The sequence below is a fragment of the Sulfurimonas lacustris genome (assembly GCF_059705355.1).
The window spans coordinates 964,528-988,452 of the sequence record NZ_AP046125.1 but is presented as its reverse complement, the minus strand read 5'-3'; the positions used below and the strand labels follow the sequence as shown (position 1 = coordinate 988,452).

Annotated in this window: 24 protein-coding genes; 13 read left to right on the top strand and 11 right to left on the bottom strand. The window is 37.9% G+C overall.

The annotated features are described in order from the left end of the window. Positions 1 to 4: 4 nt before the first annotated feature. Positions 5 to 949 carry a response regulator transcription factor gene (locus AC6H4V_RS05245; protein WP_497607763.1) on the bottom strand — a complete coding sequence of 315 codons (945 nt, stop codon included), beginning with the start codon at positions 947 to 949 and terminating at the stop codon, positions 5 to 7. Positions 950 to 1,151: 202 nt separating this feature from the next. On the opposite strand from AC6H4V_RS05245, the gene AC6H4V_RS05240 reads away from it, so the two are divergent. The 9 genes from AC6H4V_RS05240 (at position 1,152) to AC6H4V_RS05200 (ending at position 7,523) form a co-directional block, all read left to right on the top strand. Then, a complete protein-coding gene (locus AC6H4V_RS05240; protein ID WP_497607762.1) occupies positions 1,152 to 2,999 on the top strand; it encodes a methyl-accepting chemotaxis protein in 1,848 nt (615 codons plus the stop codon). A gap of 79 nt (positions 3,000 to 3,078) precedes the next feature. Next, entirely contained in the window at positions 3,079 to 3,375 is a 297-nt protein-coding gene (locus AC6H4V_RS05235) for a hypothetical protein (protein ID WP_497607761.1), read from the top strand. Positions 3,376 to 3,446: 71 nt separating this feature from the next. Then, on the top strand, positions 3,447 to 3,755 hold the full coding sequence (locus AC6H4V_RS05230) for a hypothetical protein (RefSeq protein WP_497607760.1): 309 nt from the start codon (positions 3,447 to 3,449) through the stop codon (positions 3,753 to 3,755). 32 nt (positions 3,756 to 3,787) lie between these two features. Next, positions 3,788 to 4,414 carry a response regulator transcription factor gene (locus tag AC6H4V_RS05225; protein WP_497607911.1) on the top strand — a complete coding sequence of 209 codons (627 nt, stop codon included), beginning with the start codon at positions 3,788 to 3,790 and terminating at the stop codon, positions 4,412 to 4,414. Next, entirely contained in the window at positions 4,401 to 5,465 is a 1,065-nt protein-coding gene (locus AC6H4V_RS05220) for a sensor histidine kinase (protein WP_497607759.1), read from the top strand. The genes AC6H4V_RS05225 and AC6H4V_RS05220 overlap by 14 nt, the downstream gene beginning before the upstream one ends. After that, complete coding sequence (locus AC6H4V_RS05215) at positions 5,458 to 5,793, top strand: hypothetical protein (protein ID WP_497607758.1); 336 nt, start codon at positions 5,458 to 5,460, stop codon at positions 5,791 to 5,793. The genes AC6H4V_RS05220 and AC6H4V_RS05215 overlap by 8 nt, the downstream gene beginning before the upstream one ends. Continuing rightward, positions 5,790 to 6,599, top strand: coding sequence for a hypothetical protein (locus tag AC6H4V_RS05210; RefSeq protein WP_497607757.1), 810 nt, complete (start codon positions 5,790 to 5,792; stop codon positions 6,597 to 6,599). The genes AC6H4V_RS05215 and AC6H4V_RS05210 overlap by 4 nt, the downstream gene beginning before the upstream one ends. A gap of 79 nt (positions 6,600 to 6,678) precedes the next feature. Next, positions 6,679 to 7,263: a ParA family protein gene (locus AC6H4V_RS05205; protein WP_497607756.1), complete on the top strand. Its 585-nt coding sequence runs from the start codon at positions 6,679 to 6,681 to the stop codon at positions 7,261 to 7,263. After that, complete coding sequence (locus AC6H4V_RS05200; RefSeq protein ID WP_497607755.1) at positions 7,263 to 7,523, top strand: hypothetical protein; 261 nt, start codon at positions 7,263 to 7,265, stop codon at positions 7,521 to 7,523. The genes AC6H4V_RS05205 and AC6H4V_RS05200 overlap by 1 nt, the downstream gene beginning before the upstream one ends. A gap of 39 nt (positions 7,524 to 7,562) precedes the next feature. On the opposite strand, the gene AC6H4V_RS05195 is transcribed toward AC6H4V_RS05200, so the two are convergent. The 4 genes from AC6H4V_RS05195 to AC6H4V_RS05180 all read right to left on the bottom strand — a co-directional run bounded on the left by AC6H4V_RS05195 (position 7,563) and on the right by AC6H4V_RS05180 (position 10,649). After that, positions 7,563 to 8,351, bottom strand: coding sequence for a hypothetical protein (locus AC6H4V_RS05195; protein ID WP_497607754.1), 789 nt, complete (start codon positions 8,349 to 8,351; stop codon positions 7,563 to 7,565). A gap of 502 nt (positions 8,352 to 8,853) precedes the next feature. After that, a complete protein-coding gene (locus AC6H4V_RS05190) occupies positions 8,854 to 9,705 on the bottom strand; it encodes a hypothetical protein (RefSeq protein ID WP_497607753.1) in 852 nt (283 codons plus the stop codon). Position 9,706: 1 nt separating this feature from the next. Then, entirely contained in the window at positions 9,707 to 10,180 is a 474-nt protein-coding gene (locus AC6H4V_RS05185; RefSeq protein WP_497607752.1) for a hypothetical protein, read from the bottom strand. Further along, positions 10,170 to 10,649, bottom strand: coding sequence for a hypothetical protein (locus tag AC6H4V_RS05180; RefSeq protein WP_497607751.1), 480 nt, complete (start codon positions 10,647 to 10,649; stop codon positions 10,170 to 10,172). The genes AC6H4V_RS05185 and AC6H4V_RS05180 overlap by 11 nt, the downstream gene beginning before the upstream one ends. Positions 10,650 to 11,346: 697 nt before the next feature. Here AC6H4V_RS05180 and AC6H4V_RS05175 point away from each other — a divergent pair. Genes AC6H4V_RS05175 through AC6H4V_RS05160 form a run of 4 tightly spaced genes read left to right on the top strand, consistent with a single transcriptional unit; the run spans position 11,347 to position 16,810 of the window. Beyond that, positions 11,347 to 12,651, top strand: a complete 1,305-nt coding sequence (locus AC6H4V_RS05175; protein WP_497607750.1) for a TolC family outer membrane protein — start codon at positions 11,347 to 11,349, stop codon at positions 12,649 to 12,651. A gap of 4 nt (positions 12,652 to 12,655) precedes the next feature. After that, positions 12,656 to 14,821, top strand: coding sequence for a type I secretion system permease/ATPase (locus tag AC6H4V_RS05170; protein ID WP_497607910.1), 2,166 nt, complete (start codon positions 12,656 to 12,658; stop codon positions 14,819 to 14,821). After that, positions 14,811 to 16,193 (top strand): HlyD family type I secretion periplasmic adaptor subunit, encoded by a 1,383-nt coding sequence (locus AC6H4V_RS05165; protein ID WP_497607749.1) that lies wholly within the window; start codon positions 14,811 to 14,813, stop codon positions 16,191 to 16,193. The genes AC6H4V_RS05170 and AC6H4V_RS05165 overlap by 11 nt, the downstream gene beginning before the upstream one ends. Positions 16,194 to 16,195: 2 nt before the next feature. Beyond that, positions 16,196 to 16,810, top strand: coding sequence for a response regulator transcription factor (locus AC6H4V_RS05160; protein ID WP_497607748.1), 615 nt, complete (start codon positions 16,196 to 16,198; stop codon positions 16,808 to 16,810). 51 nt (positions 16,811 to 16,861) lie between these two features. On the opposite strand, the gene AC6H4V_RS05155 is transcribed toward AC6H4V_RS05160, so the two are convergent. The 6 genes from AC6H4V_RS05155 to AC6H4V_RS05130 form a co-directional block, all read right to left on the bottom strand. Beyond that, positions 16,862 to 19,339, bottom strand: coding sequence for a tandem-95 repeat protein (locus AC6H4V_RS05155; protein ID WP_497607747.1), 2,478 nt, complete (start codon positions 19,337 to 19,339; stop codon positions 16,862 to 16,864). Between the two features lie 71 nt (positions 19,340 to 19,410). After that, positions 19,411 to 20,337 (bottom strand): cation diffusion facilitator family transporter, encoded by a 927-nt coding sequence (locus AC6H4V_RS05150; RefSeq protein WP_497607746.1) that lies wholly within the window; start codon positions 20,335 to 20,337, stop codon positions 19,411 to 19,413. A gap of 6 nt (positions 20,338 to 20,343) precedes the next feature. Beyond that, complete coding sequence (locus AC6H4V_RS05145) at positions 20,344 to 21,588, bottom strand: coiled-coil domain-containing protein (RefSeq protein ID WP_497607745.1); 1,245 nt, start codon at positions 21,586 to 21,588, stop codon at positions 20,344 to 20,346. A gap of 44 nt (positions 21,589 to 21,632) precedes the next feature. Beyond that, positions 21,633 to 22,265 (bottom strand): HAD family hydrolase, encoded by a 633-nt coding sequence (locus AC6H4V_RS05140; protein ID WP_497607744.1) that lies wholly within the window; start codon positions 22,263 to 22,265, stop codon positions 21,633 to 21,635. Next, positions 22,262 to 23,212 (bottom strand): ferrochelatase, encoded by a 951-nt coding sequence (gene hemH, locus AC6H4V_RS05135; protein ID WP_428730306.1) that lies wholly within the window; start codon positions 23,210 to 23,212, stop codon positions 22,262 to 22,264. Before hemH ends, AC6H4V_RS05140 begins: the two co-directional genes overlap by 4 nt. Then, positions 23,209 to 23,916, bottom strand: a complete 708-nt coding sequence (locus AC6H4V_RS05130) for a DUF2461 domain-containing protein (RefSeq protein ID WP_497607743.1) — start codon at positions 23,914 to 23,916, stop codon at positions 23,209 to 23,211. The genes hemH and AC6H4V_RS05130 overlap by 4 nt, the downstream gene beginning before the upstream one ends. Positions 23,917 to 23,925 lie beyond the last annotated feature (9 nt).

The window sequence follows — 23,925 nt, the reverse complement described above, 5'->3', positions numbered from 1 at the left end:
CCTCCTAAAATAGTTCCAAATCTTCTTCTATAAGAAACCCGTTAAAAACATTTTGTTTTAACTGTTCCAAAGAAGCACGAAGAGAGTTTTCAATAAGAGAGATATTGCTTAACTCTTGCGTGATAAATGCGGATGAGATAAACTGCACAATATCTTCTCCAATATACTTCATAATGACAAATTTCTCTTTTTGTTCTTTTGTCAAAGTATCTAAGTGAATACTGCTTAAAAAATTGGACATCTCATAAATAACAACAGCGATATTTGCCGTTGCACCCATTTGTGAAAGAGTTGTATAGATTTTTGAAAGCAAGGATGCTATCATCTCTATACTCTGCGCATTCACACCATAATACAAATTGTCAATTTCATGCTCAAGCTCATCTCCGAGCTCTATCAAATACTCTATCTCATAACTCATATCATCAGAGATATCTAAAAGAGCCGTTTTTTCTTTTTGACTGACACTGTTGCTTTTAGGCAAAACACTTTTTTGCAAAGCAGGTTTTGGTTCTGCAACACTCACGTTGGTATGCAGTGAGAGTGAAAGCACTTTGTCTTCACATACGCGAAGAAGTCTATATATAAGCTCTTGATGGTCAAAAGGTTTATAAACAAGCTGTTTGATGCCTATATCAACCAACTTGACAAGAAACTCCATATCTCTATGCGCAGAGATGATAACAATATCTTGATTTTCATTGATCTCTTTTAGTTTTTTACTCAGCACGACACCATCCATCTTAGGCATAGTAATATCTGTAATAACGATATCAGCTGGATTGTGTTTATAAATTTCAAGTGCTTCTATACCGTTGTAGGCGAAAGAAACATCCTTAAAAAAAAGCTCGGCGAGGTTTACAATCTCCTCGTTTAACTGCTTATCATCTTCAACGATCATAACGGTAAGATTTTTTGCAAAATTCCTTAACTCTCTGACAATACTCATCTTTTCATCCAATCTTTATTTTCGTAAATGCAATCGTATAAAAAAAGTGTCGCGGAAGTGTCGCGGTAAAGACATTTTTTTTATTTTTTTGTAATTTTGTTTTGATTAGGGCATAAATAAGGGGATAAAATCGTATTATTTTTTTCATCGCGACACTTCCGCGACACTTTTTCAATATCATTTCGTTTTTGAGGAGCAAAAAATGACATTTAAAAAGAAACTAGTAGCGATTATGTTGCTTATAGGGATCATACCTTTCTTAGCAATGGGAGTAAAATCTTATTTTGACGCACAAAGTGCACTTAACCAAGAAGCTTTTGCAAAACTTGAATCTGTAAATGGAAATAAGAAAAACCCTCTCATACAGTTTTTTCTCTACAGATTTTCCGATTTGACTATTGCATCAAAAAACACAAACACCATCCATCTCAGCAAAGATTTGATTCATGCACACAATAACCTTCAAACAGGTGCTACTGAAAAATTTCCAACGCATCACAATGAAGTTCAAGTCATTCATAAAAAATATGATTCTTTTTTTCAGGATTATTTGAAAGCTTATGGATACTATGATTTATTTGTCATATGTGCAAAACATGGTCATGTAATGTATTCTGCTGCAAAAGAGTCAGATTTAGGAGCAAATTTAAGTTCTGGAAATCTAAAAGATGAAGGGCTTGGAAAACTTTGGAAAAAAATTGTTGATACGCAAGAAGCGCAGATAGTCGATATGGCAAGTTACACCCCTTCTAAGGGTGAACCTGCTATGTTTATCGGAACACCCGTAAAAGATGAAAATGGAACTATTATTTCCATAATAGCGATTCAAATATCAGATCAAAAAATCAATGACATCACAAATAAAAGAGAAGGTCTTGGAAAAAGTGGAGAAACTTATCTTGTAGGTAAAGACTATCTTATGAGAAGTGATAGCTACTTAGATCCGAAAAACCACTCTTTAAGAGCATCTTTTGCAAATCCATCACAAGGAAGTGTGAGAACAGATGCCGCCAAAGCTGCTTTAGATGGCAAAAAAGGAACTTTTATCACTACTGATTATAACGGTGGTACGGTTTTAAGCTCTTACGATTTTATAGATATCAAAGATATACGCTGGGCAATTTTGAGTGAAATTGATTTTAAAGAGGTCAATGAACCTGTAGAAGCGTTGCTTATGTCAGCTTTAATAATGGGAGGGTTTTTTATACTGATTATTGTTGTAATAGCAGTTTTTTTAGCAAACTCTATCACCAAGCAGGTTGTAGTCTCAGTAACTAACGTAAATGAATCAGCAGAACAAGTAGCAAGCGCGGCAAATCAAGTAAGTTCTTCAAGCCAACAACTAGCAGAGGGAGCACAAGAACAAGCGGCGTCAGTAGAGGAGATTACCAGTTCTCTTACAGAGATAAAAGCGACCATTGATCAAAACTCTGAAAATGCAAGAGAAGCAGATATGCTCGGACGTGATGCAAATGAAGCGGCTAAAATGGGGTATGAGCATATTAGAGAGTTAAGTACTTCTATGGAAGAGATAAATGAGAGTTCAAGAAAAATCTCTAACATCATTAAAACTATCGATGAGATTGCATTTCAAACAAATCTTCTTGCACTTAATGCGGCAGTTGAAGCGGCACGTGCAGGCGAACATGGTCTTGGATTTGCAGTTGTTGCAGAAGAGGTAAGAAACCTTGCACAAAGAAGTGCAACAGCAGCAAAAGATACAGCGGCTATCATCGAAAAATCTATAGAGGATGTTCGTAAAGGAAACCTCATTACAGAGCAGACAAACAAAGCGTTTGTTGAGATTTTAGACAAAGTTAAAAAGACAGGCGATATCGTAGGAGAAATTGCTATTGCTTCTAAAGAACAAGCAAGCGGCATCAACCAGCTAGGCGTAGCGATGAATCAAGTTGATTCTGTAACACAGGTAATTGCTAGCAACTCTGAAGAGAGTGCTGCTGCAAGTGAAGAGATGAGCGCACAAGCAACAACTATGAAAGTAAACATAGCTGAACTCGCAGCTATTTTTGGTATTTCGACAAATAAATAGCGTTATTTTAGTATCGCTAACACTCTGCTAACGCAAAAAGTTTATAGTTTCATCATCTGACACAAACAAAGGAATGAAGATGAAAAAGTTTGCTTTTATGTTTTTGAGCACTGTTGCTATTTATGCTACTGATTATAGTACTATGACGCTAGAGGAGCTTCAATCCTCTAGGGGAAGTGTAGCAGAAGCTGACCGCAGTGCATTTCAAAGTGAAATGCAGTCTCGTATGCAATCACTCAGCCCAGAGGAGAGACAAACAGCGTCAAGCAGTATGCGCCAGAGCAAATCTGGAGCGCAAGATGGAACAGGCTCACAAATGCGTCAAGGTGGTGGAAGTGGCGGTGGTGGAGGTAAACAGTATAGAGGTGGCAGATAATGTCCTTAAATTACTTTGAGATTTGGCTAGAAAAACTAGCAAATATACTATTTTAAACACAGGAGAAACAGATGCAAGTAAGTTCATCACAACAGATGTATCAAATGCAAACAAGAGCAATGGATGGAAGCGGCGGCGGTCAAGGCGGCGGTCAAATGAAAGAGATTATGCAATCTTTACCTCAAGATCAAAGAGCATCTTTTCGCGAAGAACTCTCTTTATTGTCACCACAAGATCGCCAATCTTTAAAAACGGAGATGGCAGCTATTGATACAGCTGCATTATCTTCTGAAGATCTTTCACAGACGCTTACTGATTTGTTAGCAAATTACAAAAAGCCTGAAGCAACATCAGAAAATATACTTGATCTTTATGCGTAAGTAGCTGTGAGTACAAGGAGAAGAAAACGGCTATTTTACTTTTAGAAGACGATACCATTCTTGGTGAAACTATTCACGAGATGTTGCTTGAGAGTGGGTATGAGGTTGATTGGGTTATGGATGGTGATGCGGCTTGTGAGGCATCGTGGCAAAAGAGATATGATCTCTACATTTTTGATATAAATGTACCACAGATAAACGGTTTCGATCTGCTTGAACAACTCCGCAACGCCAATGATACGACACCTGCCTTTTTCATAAGCGCTATGACAGATATTAGTGCCATGGCAAAAGGTTTTCGTATCGGAGCGGATGACTATATAAAAAAACCGTTTTATCCGCAAGAGTTGCTTTTGCGCCTTGAAGCAAGGTTTTTAAAAAAGCAGGTACTTCTCTCCTATGGAAAAATCAGTTATAACCCAAAAAATGACGAGATAAAAAAAGATGGAAAATTTCTCTCTTTAGGAGATGTCCAACTTCCCCTTTTGAAGCTTTTTATCACAAATATAGGTAGAATACTAAGCAAAGAGTCTCTTTTTGATGTGATGGAACATCCCAGCGAGAGCGCACTACGTGTGGCTATAAATAAACTAAAATCAACTACAGAATGGGAAATTATAAATATTCGTGGCATAGGGTACCGCATTGAGAAGAGCTGAGAGTGAATCGTTTTTTAAGAGCTTTGGAGTCTTCTTTCTCTCTTTGTCTCTTTTAAGCGCAATACTTGCCTATCTGTTCTATTTGAAACTAACACATGAGTTTCAAGAGAAGGTATATACAGAGATGCAGCTGTGCAGTTATACGCTCAAATGTGAAGAGTACCTCTTTGATTTTGTAGAACTTGAACCAACAAAACTTTACCATTTGATGGAAGAGCAAGGAGAGCTTTTTGCCTACTTCTCCATTCCTAAAAATGAGAAATATGCGCTCAAATTTAGCCTTGAGAGAGAAAAATACCAAAAATTTCTTCAAGATATGAAAGTTACAGTTTTAAAACAGTATCTTTTGGCACTTGTTGCTCTTCTCGTGCTTTCATTGCTTTTTTCGCTTTATGCACTGCGTCCATTAAGAAATGCACTGCACCTAACAGAAGAGTTTAGCCGTGACATACTCCATGATCTGGGCACACCACTTGCGGTTCTGCGTCTTAACCTAAGCCTTTTACATATTATGAACGGTGATGAGAAAAAAATCAAAAGAATCTCTCAAGGTATAGACACAATCGCATCACTTGGGGATAATTTGCGAAGTTATCTTGAGGGGCATACTTACCAAAAAGAGGAGATTGACCTTTTAAAACTTTTAAAAGAGAGGATTTTACTCTTTGAAAAGCTTTACCCAAACATCGTTTTTTCGCTTGAGGGAACAACATTTTTACTTGAAGCAAATCATGATGCTATAGTGCGTATTGTTGATAATATTTTAAGCAATGCTGCAAAATACAACAAAATAGACGGTTTTGTAAAGGTGCAAAGTGATGCAAAGAGCAAAACGCTAAAGATTCAAGATAGCGGCAAGGGGATAAAAAATCCAAAAATGGTTTTTGAGAGATTTTACAAAGAGCAAGACAGAGGTATGGGTATCGGTTTGCACATCGTCAAAAAGTTTTGCGACGCTCTTAAAATCACCATCAAACTTGAGAGTGAAATCTTAAAAGGGAGTGTGTTTACACTTGATTTAAAAAATATTATAAGGAAGCAAAATGCATAAGCAATTCTATAAGGTGACATTTTTACTATTATCGGTAGTTTTTAGTAATGCAGATGACATAAATAAACAGATAGAAGCGCTAAAGGAAGCCACACCAAGAGAGAGAGTTGAGATGATGAATAGTCTCAAAGAAAAAATTGCGGCTATGAACGAACATGAAAGAGGAAATGCTATTGAAACACTTCAAGAAACACTAAAAAAAGAGACAGGCACAAATCAAAATTATTTTGAACACAGGATGAATCAAAATAGTTCTACAGGCATGAGAAATATGCAACAAAGAGGTATGCAATCGGCACAACCAAAATACCAAGGTGGCAAAAAATGAAGATACTGCTGTTCATTTTCTTTATAACTGCTACATTAGGTTTAGCATATATTGATAATGACATTGACGGTGTAGAAGACGCATATGACCAATGCCTACAAACGCCTCTTAGTGATTTGGTTGACTTCAAAGGGTGTAGTTTAAATACCAACTCACAAATGTTCCACTATGATATTGTTTTTGGAATGGGATTTTCTCAGACAAATTACACTTTACAAGAAAAAACAAATACCATCACATCCTATATACAAAGTGATTTTTATTTTGACAAAACAACGCTACAAATAGTAGCTTCTCGGTACTACTCTAAAGTAGAAGAAGACTATGACAGTGGATGGGATGACACTACTTTTACTGTTTTTCATCAATTGTACTCAACTGATTTTTTTCATTTAAATTTTTTAACTGCTCTTATTTTCCCTACATACAAAAATATCTATCACAATGAAGCACTGGACTATAAATTCGGATTTGATTTTCGCTATATCTTAGATGATACAAACTCTCTTTTTGGGGGCTATAGCTATACCGCCGTAAATGATTCAGATTTTCAATCTATTTTATATCAAGATACTCAAGCTTTTGATATAAAATTTGCACATAAAATAGATTTTAAAAAAACATATACACTATCTTATACATTTAACGAAAGCATTTATAAAAGTATTCCTCCTATTCAAACAGTTGGTATTGGCTATGCAATTGATATAAATGAACACTGGTTTGTAGGTGGGTACTATGACTACGGACTCAGTACTTCTGCAAGCCAACATGCTTTCTCTCTTTCAGTAGGTTATTTTTATTGACAAAAATACAATTAATTATCTTGTAATTAAACTATTAAAAGTGTATTATACTAGCATCATTTATATCCAAGGTAATTAAATGCAAATAATCATATATAATCAGAAAGGCGGTGTCGGCAAATCGATGCTTGCTACGCAGATAGCTCTTCACTTTGACACAACCATCATAGAACTTGACCCATACGGCATGCTCACAAAAACACTCGATGATAGAGTGATAAAAATCCCACTTGATGCACAAGCTCCTGAGATAGAGAGTGGAGATGTAGTGTATGATTTTGGAGGGTTTGATGATATTCGTCTTGAGAGTATTGCTAAAAATGCCACTCTTATACTTCTACCGTTTAATCCCACCATCAACTCTTTAGGAACAACCCTGCAAAGTTACAACCGTGTAAAAGATTTGCAACTTCCAGTTTTATTTGTAGTAAATGGCTATATCAAAGAGAGTGATATCGAGGATGCTATTAGTTTTTTAGCAGAACATACACAAGAGGAGATAGACTGTTTTGCCATCCCACATACAAGAGCACTCCAAACTGCCGAAAATGATGGAATGAGCATTATAGAACTTGCAAAAAGTAGTGGACTCAAACAGCACACCTACAAAAAGATATCCTCCATCATGCAAGATTTAATGAGAAAAATCGAGGAGTACAACTAATGGCTCGCGCAAAATTTGATAAACTCATAACTGATGAAACAACAGCGCCGACTAAAACACACTTGGATCTGCAAAAAAAACAAGGACGCCCAAAGGGGAGCAAGGTAAAAACAGAACAATCCACCGCCTCAATAACTATTGCACTTACCGCGTCTCAAAAACAAGAGCTAGAAGCATATGCCAAGAGTGAGTTTCGCTCTGTTGGAAGTGTTATAAAAATGCTGCTTATTCAAAAAGGGATTATAAAGATGAATGAATGATTCTATTTATTTATCTTGTATTTAAAGAGGATTATATGACTATAAATAGTGCAAAGTAATACTCGCCCTATTATGCTTCATCTCATAACTCACCTGTTGCAGTGACTCTTCATAACTATAATCAGCTTGCGCATACTCAAACATCCTTCTTTTTGCAAAGTTCCATCTAAGACCATGAGAAGCTTCTGGAATTTCGTTTGAGAGAAGTGCTGCTTGTTTGATATCTTCATAGTAAGCTTGGCGATTAATTTTAAACTTTGAATTTTGAGAGACATGGTTTTGAAGTTCGTTGTATGTATCAAGCGATACTAAAACCTCTCCCTCTTTGCCACCTTTTTCTTTTGTGAAGAGGATGCCTTTTTGAGTATTAGTGATAGTGTCTTGTTTCGTTTCTAAAAGTTGTTCAGGTTTTATAAGTGCAACACCCTCTATTCTCGCTCCACCCTCATGCTGAATTTTTGCGGCAAGTTGATGGAGTGGGTTTTTGAGATGAGAAATCAGAAGTTCAGGTTTTTTATACGTACGGTTGTGATAATTACTAGCTACAAATTTTAAATCTCTTGCTTCATCTAAAATGGTTTGTCTGATTGAAAAGTCATACTCTTTTTGGGTTCCATGGATATTTTTTGTAAAAACTTTTAAAGCGATTTCAAGTTTGCCCAGTGCGGCACTTATTTTTTCTAAATACTGTTTGGATGGATAATATTCGATTTTGTAGTCCATATAAGCTGTTATATGTTCAGCAGATATATTTTCAAAGTCTTTTATGCTCCAATGCTCTTGCAAATAGTTAAAGAAGTTATTCCAAATAGCTCTATAACTCTCCATCGTTTTATAACTTGCTACCTTTTGAAAATGGGGATGGCTTGGATTGATTCTATTCTCTTTCTTAGCTCCTGCTTCAAATATCTGTTTAGCTAATTGTGAACTTTGGTAATAGACGCTTCCTCTGATTTTTTATCCTTTTTTATTTTTAACTTTTGATAGATTTAGCCGCTATCTGAGGCAAAGTTTGTTTAGTCAATCTGCTCGTTTATCAAGCAGCATCTGCTTGGCTCTTTTGATTGAGATGGTGCGATAGATCCGAAGTTCTGCCTGAGCTCCACCTAATTAATTTTATGTTTTTTAAAAATTGAATTGTGTAATGATAGCACGGGAGTTTGTTCGATTATGGTTGTACTATTTTAGTGAGAGAGTGAATGTTTTTTCCAGTTTCCATTTTTTGCAAAGAGCTTATGAAACTCCCGATATAACAGGAGTCTCTTAATATTGTATTTTTAGTTTAACAACAGCAAAAAATACAGTAAAAAACAGTTGACAATACAGCAAATTAGTAATCTCTTGGCGTCAATAATCTTTTTTGTTGAAGATTTTGAAGCATTTTTATCTCTTTTTTTTGAGCATCATTGTCGCCAAGATAGTTTGGATACTCTTTTGCTCTATCTATTGCAGCGTTATAAACTTGCTCAATTAGGCGTAAATTTATGTTGTTTGTCGGAATGATTTTACTCTTGCTCTCCTCTAAAAACTCAATGCAAAAAATCTCAATCAGTGAAGCCCATATCTCAATATCATCTTCTTTTTTTTCAATGAGGACATTTATATTTCCACATTTTGAGATAGTATAAATCATCGAACTCAGAAGTAAAATCTGCATACATTGCTTTGAGAGATACTTGTGTGCATGCCAATCAATTTCAAGGATTACATCGTTCAAGATCTCTTTTAAATCAAAAACTCGCACAGCAGTATCTCTTTCTTCTTCACCGTCAAAATTTCTGAAATTGATGATAATCTCTTTTGATCTTGAGCTTTGAATCCAAAAACTATTTTTGTCAACACAATAGAGAATTTTTATAAAACTTGAGTGAAACGGTTCATTTATCCAATAGTTATTTACAATAATTTCTTTATAAAGATTTATCATTGTATAACTTGAAAAAGTAGAAGATGGGTAAAGACTGATTTTGATAGAGTGTGTGTTTATTTCATACAAAATCTCTTCTATTTCTTCTTTAATCTCTTCTTCTATTTCTGTCTCTGCCTCAGTTTTCTCGATTACAAGCTCCTCTTTTTCTACGATATTATCAACATCTTCATTTTTATGATTTGCGACAAAGAAAAATCTCTTTGCCACAAATATGAAAAAAACAATGAATGCTATGTATGATACATATTCCATACTATCTTCCGATTCGTTTATCTAATAAACCGGAATCACTCAGCAGTTTTACTAATAACTGTCGTGTAAATTTAAGCTCAAATTCCAAAATCCGCTGCGTTCCAACGCCGCTTTTTGAATCATAGTAAATATCTAATATTGCAAGAGCTTCGGCACGCGTTATATAGATGTGCCCTTTTGATAATTTTAAGCGTAGGTTGATATCTCCATCAAATTTTTCAACAACAGTAAATTTATTTTGCTTATTGCCCTTATCAAAGAGCTTTAATTCGCTTATAAATAGTTTGGTATCGGCATAGTTTGATGTCACAATTTCATTACCCACCATGATGAGATAGGTTCTTACATAGTTTCTTTTATTCTGCAAATCTTCCTCTCTGCCTCTAATGAGAAAAATCTGTTTATCATGCACCAATACAATCGGCACTAATTTTACATTTTCCGGAATTACATTCATCAAGATTTCATCTATCATTTTCTTTTTCTCCTTTTTTAGCAACTTCTAATTCACACCACATATCATGTATTGTAGAGTGAACAACGCTTAGTTTGTGGTACTTTTGTAAATAGTTTGCTATTTGACGAAAGCTTAAGCTCTCATCGTTTTTGAGCGATTTGATAAGTGCCCATTTACCAAGCAGTTTATCTCGTTTTGGCTGTTTGCGAAAAGATTTTGACCGCATAGCAACAGTGTGCTTTTTTACATCATCGGTTGCATCTTCGTACTTAACTATGGCTAAGACGAGTGATGCGTAGGATAGTAGTTGCAACTCCATACCTTTGTTCTCTTCTTTCAATGGATAAAAAATAGCTCTACTCTCTTCCATTATCTTAATTCTTGACTCAAGAGGTATTTTTATAAAGCTCCTCAAGATAGCTTTTTGTTCTTCATCTGTTTTTTTTAAAAGACGCGTTACCGTGCTATGCATCGTGACTGCATCCATATGTTTCTCCTTTTTGTTTATCTACTTATATTCATAATTTTTTTGATTTTTAAAAAGTAAAAAAATTATGAATGTAATTTTTGATATAAATTCAATTTTTTAAATTATTGAATTTCATTGAGGCAGTAGTGCAAAAAATACCTCACAAATTGGAGTGTTAAAAAAAAGTATTTTTTTGATTTTTTTTAGCGTAAAGGGGTCAAGAATATTAAAATATATTGTACTAGGTAATGTGTAGTGATTATTCTGAATTTCAAATTCATTATATGGATAAGTAGGATAAGTCAGATAGCATAATTATAGAAAATCAATATTTAGTGGCATTTTTGGTGCCAGATTTGTGCCAGTAGTTTGATTGTTTTTTAGTGCAAAAATGGATAAAAGTGTGTAAAAGTACCCTATTTTTGTATATTTTCTTTAAAAAACAGCGTCTATTGCATAATCGTAATAAACCCGTATATGCACCTTGTAAACCCCTGATTATAAATATTTTCACTATTGTTTTTTGAATTTTATTATTTGAAATGCATTTGAAATGCAAAAGTATGCCTTAAATTTTTGTTATTTTATAATGCGTTTGTGCCAGTTCGTAACTAACAATCACTGTTTTTTTATTTAAATACAAAAATCAAAATAATTAAGGACCTCTTAATATTTCACATAGTAAACTCAATGAATATACATAAAAGGATGTTAGATGAAACGTTCAATATTACTCTCGGTTGTTTTGGTTCCAATGATGGTGAGTGCTATGTCTCTTACTGAGGCTGTAAAAAAAGCGGTTGAGACGCACCCGCAGATTGAGATGAAAAAAGAGGATCGTGAAGCTCAGAAGAAACTCCTTCCAAAGGCGCAGGCTGGTTATTTGCCATCTGTTGACCTCTCTTACTCGGTAGGTCCTGAAGTGACAAAAACGATTAACAATGAGCGAGAGCGTGAGAGTTTAACTCGCCAAGATGCTTCTGCCGTGTTAGTTCAAAATGTTTTCTCCGGTCTTGATACTACTTATGCAGTTGAGCAGCAAAAAGCACTCATCTCTTCAGCAGGAAATACTGTAAAAGAAAATGCAAATGAGTTAGCGCTTGCTGCTTCTACATACTATATTGAGGTACTTAGAACACATGAGTTACTTCAAATTGCCAAGGACAACGTAGCAGTACACAAAAAATATCTTTCACAAATAGATGAGAAGGTAAAAGCGGGTGTTGGTCGTAGTTCTGACTACAAACAGACACTTGCACGTTATGAAAATGCTCTAAGTATTCAGTTTTTAGCAGAGCAAAATTATGACAATGCGGTTTCAAGCTTTGAGCGTATTTTACCGGGCAATTTAGGAGCAGCAGACTTAGAAAAGCCATCTGTTGGCAATATTCCTGCGAATGACTTAGAGTCTTTAGTGAAAGTCGCTATGGAAAATCATCCAAAGATTACTGTTTCTCATTCAGATATTGAAGTTGCGACAGCAGCATTGAAGCGTTCTGATGCACCTTTTTATCCAAAAGTTGATATCAAAGCGGAGGCGTATTGGAACAAAAATGTTCATGGAGTTTCTACTGGTGAGCCGAGCCTTAGCCCTTACGAAGAAGATTCAGGTTACAACGCTCTTGTAGTGCTTAGCTACAACATTTTCAACGGTTTTGCGGACAAAGCAAACAAAGAAGCTAGCCGACACAGACTACTCAACAAAAACAGCACGCTTGCAGATGCAAGACGTTACATAAGAGCCTATACTGAGATAGCATGGCAAACACTAGAGTCAACAAAACAGCAGCTTGTACATCTTGAGAACACTATCAAATCGAGCGGTGAAACTGTTGCCGACTACGAAAAAGAGCATGAACTTGGCAGAAGAAGCATCATTGACCTCTTAAATATCGAGCTTGAGTACAACAGCGCAAAAAACCGCAAAGTTACTGCTGAGTATGACAGACTTATCGCTTACTATCAAATCCTTGCATATACTGGCAAGATATTAGAAGAGATGAACATTACGGTTGAGTGATTTGATGGAAAATCCTCTTTTAGAGTGCTTGGTAATCTTTACCAAGCTCTACAACCGTCCTTATAGCGCTGATGCGCTTGTTGCGGATTTGCCAGTTCCTACTGGCAGAACGACTCCCAAACTTTTTTCACTTGACCAAGATGGCTCAAAATCTGCTTTTCATCGTGCAGCACAGCGTGCAGGATTTAACTCTAAGTTAGTAAACTACTCATTTAAAGATATATCCCCTCTGCTTTTGCCGATTATACTTATATTAAAAGGTGAACATGGAGATGAGAGAGCGTGCATACTCACAGAGATAAGTCCCGATAAAAAATATGCAAAAATCATATTGCCTGAGGTTGGGGAGAGTGAAAATTGGGTTCAAAGCGAGTTTTTAGAGGCTGAGTATATAAATTTTGCATTTTTGCTTAGACATGAACACCACTATAACGATGCACATAACCGTCTTTTAAAACACGATGAACATCACTGGTTTTGGGGAACACTAAGGTATTTTTCCGGTGTTTATACCGATGTTATCATTGCCTCTTTTTTGATAAATCTCTTTGTTATGGCGACTCCTATTTTTACGCTAAACGTGTATGACAGAGTTGTACCAAACGATGCTATCGACACACTTTGGGTCTTTACAGTTGGTATCGTCGCAATCTATATTTTTGATATTGTCTTAAAATTTTTGCGCTCCTACTTTCTTGAAAATGCTGCCAAAAAGAGCGATGTTATCATGTCTTCCATCATATTTGAGCATGTACTCAACCTAAAAATAGCTTCAAAACCACGCTCCGTAGGCTCTTTTGCAAGCAATCTCAAGGATTTTGATTCCATAAGAGGGTTTTTTACGGCCTCTTCTGTTGCCGCCATTATCGACCTCCCTTTTACTATAATCTTTTTATTTATCATCTATATTATCGGCGGTTGGCTTATTGCGATTCCAATTTTTAGCGCACTTCTTATTATGATTTATAGTATTTTTGTTGAAAAACCGATGAGAAGAAGTGTACAAAATACGTATGAAGCATCTGCAAGAAAAAATGCCGTTCTTATAGAGTCGCTGACCGCTCTTGAAACCATCAAAGCTTTGGGTATCAGCGGACAGTACCAATGGAAATGGGAAGAGGCAACCGGTGATGTGGCAAAAAAAGGGTTAAAATCCAAGATTTTATCCAACTCAATCTCAACCGTTGTCAATTTTATCGTCCAGATAAACACCGTGATGCTTATTGTCGGAGGGGTTTATGCCATAGGCGAGAGAGAGTTGACGATGGGTGGGCTTATTGCCGTGGTCATGCTAGGTTCAAGAATGTTAGCACCACTTGGTCAAGTCGCAGCACTCATCGCAAATTTTCAGCAGACAAAAACTGCTTATAATGCCATCAATGATATCATGAAGCTCGCCGTGGAGCGTGAAGAGGCTAGAAACTTTGTACAACGTCCATCTTTTAAAGGAAAAATAGAGTTTAGGCATGTAAGCTTTACTTATCCGCATACCGATAACAAAATATTGGAAGATGTGAGTTTCACTATCAACCCAGGAGAGAGCGTAGGCATCATAGGAACCAATGGTTCTGGAAAAACAACGATTGAAAAGCTTGTCCTTGGTCTTTATGAACCAACAGAAGGCTCAATCCTAATAGACGGAATCGATATCAAGCAGATTGATCCTGCTGATTTGAGGCATAACATCTCTTATGTACCACAAGATGTTATTTTGTTTCAAGGCACACTCAAAGAAAATATCGTTCTGCGCTCTCCAAATGCAAGCGATGAAGAGATTATCAAAGTTTCCAGACTCAGCGGGGTAAATAACTTTGTAGATACGCACCCGATGGGGTACGACATGCCTATCGGAGAGAGGGGTGATGGTCTCTCAGGCGGACAAAAACAGTCCATCTCCATCGCACGTGCTTTTATCCATGAAGCGCCTATCGTACTGCTTGATGAGCCTACAAACTCTATGGACAGCACGCATGAAAACAACTTTATCAGAGGTTTGGGAAGTTACAAGGCTGGCAAAACAGTGATTTTGATATCACATAAGAATATTTTGCTTGGTCTAACACAAAGGCTCATTTTAATCGACAAAGGCAGAATAGTACTGGATGGTTCTCACGATGAAGTGCTTACACAGCTTCAAACACCAAAAAAAAGAGTAGCTGATGCGTCTTGAAGATAATTTTATAGAGTACTCTTACAACAAAAAAGATATTAAAAATCTTCGTATCAAAAATGAGGAAGATTTGGAGTATATGAACTCCGTAAGCGCTGCAATGATTACACATCATACTCTTGCCACAAAGCTGATGCTCTGGATTAGTGCTTTTTTTATCATTTGGCTTATCTACTGGGCTTATAATGCAGAGATTGATGCACTTACAAGGGGACAGGGAAAGGTTATCCCCTCCTCTCAAGTGCAGGTTATCCAAAACCTTGAGGGTGGGATTGTGAGTGAAATTCTTGTTGCAGAGGGTGAGAGGGTAAAAAAAGGCGACATCCTTATCAAGATTGATGACACTGGATTTGTCAGTAGTTTTACAGAGAGCCAACTTCGCTACAACGAACTTCAAGCAAAAAGTATTCGTCTTTTAGCAGAATCAACAGGAACTCCTTTTAATGCGAGTGATGCCATTAGAAAAAATGCTCCTGAACTCATCCGATATGAAGAGTCACTCTACCTTAGTAACAAAGAGCAGTTAGAGAACAACATACTCATCTACAAACACCGCTTAGAGCAAAAAAGAGACGAACTCAAGGAAACCGAAGCAAAACTTTCGAACTTGACAAAAAGCTATGAGTTTATCACACGGGAGCTAGCGCTTAACAAGCCTTTAGTTGACAAGGGGATAGTCTCTGAAGTTGAATATCTCAAACTCCAAAGAGAAGCAAGCAGCATCGAAGGGCAGATGAAATCTACCAAACTCTCCATCCCTCGTCTCAACTCCATCATCAATGAACAGCAAAACAACATCTTAGAGCTTCAGTTTAAGTTTCGCAACATCGCCAAAGAGAAGTTCAATGAAACCAAAGCCGAGATGGCGAGGATAGAGAGCGCGAACGTTGCCAGAGAAGACAAGGTAAATCGAACCCTTGTACGCTCTCCCGTAGATGGAACCATCAAACAACTCCTTGTGAACACAGTGGGAGGCGTTGTAAGACCTGGGATGAACATCATAGAAATCGTCCCTACGGAAGATAATCTTCTTATAGAAGCGAAGATTAGACCTGCGGATATCGCATTTTTATTTCCCGGACAGCGTGCGATTGTAAAGTTCTCAGCGTATGATTTTGCGATTTACGGCTCACTAGATGGCACACTCACACACATCAGTGCGGACACCATTTACGATGAAGCAAGCAGACAAAACTACTTTCTTGTACGCATCAAAACGGACAAGAACTATCTTAGCGGCGAGGAGAAAAAACTCAACATCATGGTTGGGATGACGGCTGACGTTGACATCATTACAGGGAAAAAGACGGTACTTGACTATATCTTAAAACCAATACTGCGCGCACGCGAAAATGTATTAAGCGAAAGGTAACTATGAAAAAGGTTCTACTCTTCACAAACATGTCTTCCATTCAAAAACATTGGGAGAGAGCTTTAGAAAAGTCTTACGAGACACTTTGCTTTGAGAGTTTTGATGCGTTACTCGAAGAGCTGGGAAACCAAGATGAGAGAACAATCGTTATGTTTGATGAGATGAGCATCTCCAATATCCAAGATGCACTGCAAAAGCTCAAAGAAGAGTATCCTCATGCCCTTGTTTTACTCTTTCACGCTCTGCCAGAGGTTTACCACGCCTCAACTCTTCTTGGCAGCGGCATAAAAGGGTATGAAAATGCTTATAGTAACAAAGAAAATCTCCTCCAAATGCTTCAAGCGGTAGAAGATGGCAACAACTGGCTCTTTGCCGATTTGACATACTTTATCATCAACAAGTTTATGCAAACCAATAAGAAAAATGAACCAGAGTTTATGCCACGGCTGACTGAAAAAGAGAAAGATATAGCACTTATGATTGCAGAGGGACTGAGCAATAAAGAGATAGCGCAAAAAGAGAAAATCGCCTTATCCACCGTCAAAGGTCATGTGCATCATATCTTTGAAAAAGCAGGAGTGAGCGATAGAATCTCACTTGCGTTGAAGTTTAAGTAACTAAATTTTTACCCATCGCATAAAAGCGCTTATGGGCAAAATAGCAGTTATTTATAACGGTGCATCTATATCTTCAATTTGAATCAATAGCGTAGCATCTCCATTAATATATTGAGCATAACTATTACCATCAATAACTACTGTGGTAGCATCACCAAATGTGCTATCTGCATATGCCTGCGTAGAAGCATCGCCATCATCTGAATGAATAATCAATACACCCTCATTCGTTGCACTTAAAACATCATCAGGATTGATACTATTGCCATCTCCACTACCAATCACTGTTGCGTCTGAGTTCAGCTGAATAACTTCAATATTTGATACATTAGAGAGATCTATCTCCTCTGAATCTCCTATAACTGTATCAAATCCATCTCCACCGTCTATCTCAGTATCAAATGTATCATATTCATCATATTCGATAGCATCACTGCCGCTTCCACCTACAATGCTTACTATTCCATTTTGATTTACAGTGATGGTTGCTTCATCTCCATTGCTGTCTTCAGTAGATGTTATACTTGCAGTAATTCCATCTAAAACATCAGAACTCAACTGTTCGTCTGATTCAAAAGTATAAGTGCCATCATCATTATCAACTAAGTCAACTCCTTCAAGAGCCTCTCCCAAATTAATCTCAACCTCACTCAACTCTTCACTATCATCAGTCAATTCAGATTCTGGTGTTATAGTGTACTCATAAACCGTAGTAATTACTTCTTTTGTAATTGGATCAACTACCGTTGGCACCAAATATTCAAAAGAATAACTTTCCAGAAAAATTGCGGATGTGTGATCACCATCTATAACAAAAACAATTTTATCAAACGATTCGTTAGGAGTATAAGTATTTAGAGTACTAACACCTTTTTCGCCTAGTAATGGTAATTCATCAACAAGAGTTTCGCCCTCATAGAACTGAATCGTTGCATACGAAGTTCCAGTAAATCGTGTAGCCAACTTCACAACATCTGCTAATTCCATTGATTGTTCAAATGTAATAAAATGACCTTGATTAAGCTTGCTATTCATACCATATTCATCACTGATAACTACCGCTTCATCTTTATAATAGAGTCCATCTTCTCCTTGATAAATACCTGCTTCCTCATTTGCTTCTTCATCGATTACCCGCTCACTTTTTGCTTCTTCTGTTTCTTTTATGCTTATACTCAAATTCGGAATATCCGCAGTCGCATTAACAGTCACATTTACCGTAGCCGTATTATTCTCCGTATTTGTATAGGTAAAGCTATCTTCCCCGCTAAAATTAGGTTCTGGGGTATATGTAAGCGTACCGTCTTCGTTTATTACAACCGTTCCGTTTGAACCATTCGTTACTGACGCAACCGGAGATATCGGGCTATCTTCATCCGTATCATTTGCCAACACATCTATAGTAACCGACGTATCTTCATCGGTTGTTGCGCTATCGTTGTTGATTTGTGTTGCATCATTAACAGCTCCAACATCTATAGTCAATAAGCCCACGTCTGTAAACTCCCCATCCGTAACGGTATAATTTACACTATCCGCACCATTAAAATTCGTAGGTGGCGTATAAGTGTAACTTCCATCCGCGTTGATGAGTATGTTACCACCCTCTTGTGTAGTAAATTCACCTGCAACAACAGTAAGATTATCTCCATCCACATCATAGTCATTTGCATCCAAATCAATTGTCGAGCTAATAACCATATCTTCTACTGCACTGATTGTATCATCAACAGCAGTCACTGCTTCATTGACATTGTTTACAGAGACAGAGAGAAGCTGTGTTGTGTAGTTTCCATACTGATCTGTTACAGTGACATACATATTATACTCGTTGTCACTCTCTGTGTCTTTTGGATTTTCAAAGTCTGGAGACTGTTTGAAAGTTATAAGACCTGTTGCAGAATCAATATTGAAATGTTCACTATCTAGTCCAGCGATACTGTACGTGACACTACCCTCAGCTGTTGCTGTAACCTGAATGACAGGAATAGTATCATTTTCATCATAGATAACAACATTTGGAGATGTGATAGCAGGCGGTGCTATCTCTCCGGCATCTTCGTTTGGTACCGTTGCAAATTCAGTTATACCAAAGCCAAGTTCACCGTTTGTACCTCTGAAAAAACCAAGAACACTAGAGCTTGCCACTATGTCAGTCTCAGTAAACGATGAGCTTCCCTCTGCTCCTTCTTCACCAGCTGCGGTCTCAAGGTCTTCCATATCGCCTTCACCCGATGCTGTCTTAATGGCATCAGCAAGACTCTCGTCACTCGCTACGCTCTCCATCGCATCTCTACCATGTACGACCGAGCCGTCTGCCAAGATTTTAAAGATACCATCATACGCCACTGCTTCAGGAAGTGCTAAAAACTTGATTTGAAAGAGAGCATTTGCATCACTGCTGATAACTTGCTCATTTTCATAAACATAACCCTCATAACTCGGCTCACGAACAACTCCATCAACACCAACAATCTTGATGTTGCCCTCCGTTACTTGTATCTGTCCTATTACTTTTCCAGTTGCCATGTTACGCCTCCGTATTAAATTATGTGCAAATTCTAACACAGGGAGAAATGGAAGTAAATAGTACTTTGGTATTAGTGCATAAAACAGCATCCTGTTTTGAGGTTGTATTTAATGCTCTCAGGCTGAAGGACGAAGTGGGTTATTCCTGCGTTACTAAGCCGCTCTCTTATTGTTTCTAAGATAGTCTCTATTTGACTTAAGCATAAATCTTCTCTCAGTACTATATGAGCAGATCCGTAACACTCTCTTGAGTTGGGACGATAAAGATGCAAGTCGTGAACAGAGGCGACTTCACTTGAAGCAAGGATAAGCTGTTCTATCTCTTTGATATCGTCAACATTGGCATCCATCAACGCAAAAAATGACTTTCTAAGGAGCGGCAGTGTCTCTTTGATGATATAGATACTAAAGAGAAGCGATAAAAGAGTGTCGATAACCACGATACCAAAGAGGTAGATAACCACCCCGCCTACAACGACGCTTAGTGAGAGTGCCGCATCACTAAGCATGTGCAGATACGCTGCTTTTATATTCATATCTTCATGGTGATGATCATGGTGATGGTCGTCATGTTCATGGTGGTGGTGTTCTAAGTTTTTTTGGCTTAAAAGCCATGTGCTAAGCGCATTGATAAGAAGCGCTATGAGGGATGCAGCTATGACGATGGGGGCGTTTATATCGTTTGGCACAAAGAGACGATGGAGTGACTCTGCCAAGATAAAAAGCATAGTCACAACCAAAAAGAGTGCATTGAGAAAAGCAGCCATCATCTCCGCTTTTATGTACCCAAACGTCATCGAATCTGTTGCTTTTTTCGCTCCGTAGATAAGCGCAACAAGGGAGATGATAAGCGCTAAAACATCACCGAGATTATGAAGTGCATCTGCCAAAAGTGCCATCGAACCACTATAAACTCCGGCACTTATCTCAGCAACAACAAGCGAAATATTTAAAAAAATAACCTGCTTAAGTATCTTTTGTTTTTCATTTTCTTGCATTTGAGACTAGCTCTCCAGTTCTGTATATCTGTTTTTAAGTTGCGCCTGTTTGGATAAAAACTTTAGATTTGAAGAGATAGCGTCTGTCTCGCCGCTATGCGTGCTTATCTTCTCCAAAGATGCATCTATGTCGCCCTTGAGTGTAGCCAAAAATGTCTCCATCTGCTCTTTGTTTTTCTGCGTCTGGTCTGCTTGTACGTGTTGTAACTCTGCAACAATCATACTCAGTTGCGACTGCGCTTTTATGTAGTCTAAGCGGATAGTCTCTATCTCTTTGATAAGCTCTCGCATCATCGCATAAACATCGTGCAAGGAGCTGTTTTGTGTTTGGAGTTCGCTCATTTTTTTAGAAGAGAGAAGCATCTGCTTCATAATCATCTCGCTCTGTTCTCGTATGCCGCCAAGCTTGTTTTCGCTCTCATAAAGTGCAGTATTGACGCCCTCCGTGTGCGATTTTAAAGCAAAAAGCTCTTTTTCAAAAGGTCTTACTACATCCACAAGTTGCTCAAACGTCTGCTTTGTGATGGTTTTTGCTATCGTTTGCGCCATCATGCCGATTTCTTGCATATCGCCTTTGAGCTCATTTATCTCTTTTGCGATACTCTCTTTGGTTTGGAGTGTTCTCTCTAAGGTTGCTTTTACCTTGTTAAAGTGGTCTTGTTCCGCGACACGGAAGATATCTATATGTTTATGCACGACATTATCAAGTGATGGAAGCTGCACCTCTGTAAAGTTTTCAAACGATTTACTGACATCCTCATGCCACGTCTGCAACTTTCCAAACTCCTCTAAAAATCTGTTTTGATTCTCCAAAATCGCATCAAGTATCTTTATGTCATGGCGAAACTTCTCTCGCTGTTGCTCTTGCGATTCTCTCTCCTCTTGTTGACTTAAAATCATCTTTTTCTCTAACTCTGCACTAAACTCTTTGAGTTCTCGAAGCTCTTCTATGAGCACCTTTGCGAACTCTTGCTGCATTTTCGCATCCTCTGAAATCTGGGTTTGATGCAAGATGTTAATGATAAAAAAGAGGATGGAAGAGACTAAAATAGGAAAAAGGCTCTCTTTGAGTACAAGGAGCGTTTGTGTGGCTTCTGGGTGCGTGATAAAGTGCAACGTCGCACTAATGGCGCCAATGCCTATCATGAGTGGTGCGTAGTTTATCTTGTTTGGCTCTTTATAAATCGAAATCTGTCTTAAAAAAAGCGCGCCCATAAAAGCAAACGCGACAAGCAAATCAGCATCAAACATCTCTACATCCTTAAGATGGGGTCAAAATATTGTATCATAAAAATTTATAAAACGATGTCGAGGAGCTCTTTTGGGGTTTTTACGACTCTCTCCTCATCACTTGAAGAGGTAAATCCCCATGTAACAAAGATGGGTTTTATGCCTGCTGCCCTAGCACTCAAGACATCTTTTGAATTATCCCCAACCATCCACGCTTGGTGCTTTGCGCTCTCATATCGGTAGTGGTTGAGGATGTAGTGAAGCATCTCTGGGCTTGGTTTGGAGTTTACAACCCTGTCTGCGCCTATGATAACATCAAAAAGGTTTCTCACACTCAGGTGTTCAAGCATTCTTAGGGCAAACTGCGTAGGTGCGTTAGTGGCAACGGAGATTTTGACACCATACTCTATGAGCTTTTGGAGCGTCTCCTCTACACCCTCATAAAGCGTGACGTTTTGGACGCACTGCACATCATAATGGCTCTCAAAAAGCTCTCTGTCACGCTCAAGATAAATCTCTGTCTCATAAAAAAGCTGTGAGAGGTTGCGTACCTCCGCATTAATCGCATCGACAACATAATCTTCACTTACAGGCGGGAGGTTGTGGTTTTTTTCTCTTACGTAGTTGATAGAAATCGTGATATCTTTTTTAGAATCAAGCAGTGTGCCGTCCATATCAAAGATAACGATTTTCATCATCTCATCTTTGCATAAAGCTCTACAAGTGCCTCTACAAAGTAGTCGCTGTCATTTGGACATCTGCAAACTCTGTACTCTTTAAACCCTAATTCATGGGCAACTTCACGGTACTCTATCTCAAGCTCAAAATCAGTCTCGGAGTTGTCAATCGTAAAAGCTATGGGGAAAATCACGACATTTCGGCTCTTAATCTCTGTGAGCTTCTCCTCTAAAGAGGGTTTGAGCCACTCCATAGGTCCTACTTTTGACTGGTACGCAAGATGCACATTCGCAAATTGCATCCCCTCCTCTTCTAGCATTTTTGTCAAAATCCTAACGTGTTTCTCTACGTGTCGCTGATACACATCGCCACGCTCGATTACTTTTACTGGGAGCCCATGAGCAGAAAAGATGATGTCAAACTCAGCAGATTCGCCCACACTTACTCTCTCTTTTATACGCTCTAAAATCGCTTTGTTGTAGTTTTGGTTCTCAAAAAAGTGCTTTATCTCTACCAAAATCGCATCCTCGCCATTGAGGTGGTACTGCTCTTCAAAGTCCTCCAATGATGACTTTGTTGTCGTCGTAGAGCACTGTGGATAGAGCGGGATAAGGTAGATTTTCTCGATATCTTGCCCTTGAAGTCGCGCAATAACTTCAGAAGCAAAAGGCGGAGTGTAACGCATCGCAAAATCGACGATAATGTTCTCTCCAACTCTATCTTGAAGCTTTGCAACAAGATTTTTTGTGTGTCCGACTATCGGAGATTTACCGCCGATTTGTCTATAAATCTCTTGCGACTTTTCCGTTCGTGTAAAAGTAATCATCTTCGCGATAAAACTTCGCAGCAATGAGCTTCCAACGGTGATAATATTTTTATCATTGAACATATTGGTCAAAAAAACTTCGACCTCTTCTAAGTTGTTTGGTCCGCCCATGTTGAGCAAAACGATTGCCTCTTTTTTCATTTTCCATCTCCTTTTGCTCTTTGACTTACTTCATACATTATTTGCTGCAAGGGTAGCATCTCTTCATAGATTTTATAGAGTGTGTTGATGAGTTCTTCACCATTTTCTATGATGCTTGGGTCTAACACTTTATACGTTGCCATCCCTTTTTGCAAACTCAATTCAACATTAGCCATCTCTGCAGCAAACCCTTTTGGATACTTTTTGTACCCTTTTTCTATCGTACTGTATCCCATCTGGGTGAGGTTCTGAAGTGTTTTAGCAAGGGAGGCTCTTCTTTTATCCTCTTTTATATACTCACGGTAAGCATCAAGCATCGGCTTGTTAAACCATCTCACACCAACAGCTACAAAAAGTTCCTCTGGAGAAAAGTGCAAGTAAAATGATGACTTTTGCAGTCTGCACCCATTCCATCCACCCTGAGGAAAAATGATACCGATTTTAGACTTGAGAGGCTCTTTGTTCTCACCCATACGTCTTACATCTCGGTACATCTTAAAGAGTGATTTGTTCATTTTAGGCTCTGCTTCAACAGTTGGCTCTAGTGCCAAAAGATGCTCCCCCATCTCAACGACAAACGCTTTTGAGGGATTTAGAATAGTTTTTTCATACACATCCCTATGCGCCTCAAACCACTCTTTGTTGTTGTTTTTGCGAATCTCTTTTAAAAAATCAAGCGTACCTTTAAAACCTTGAAATTCCACCTTTAACCT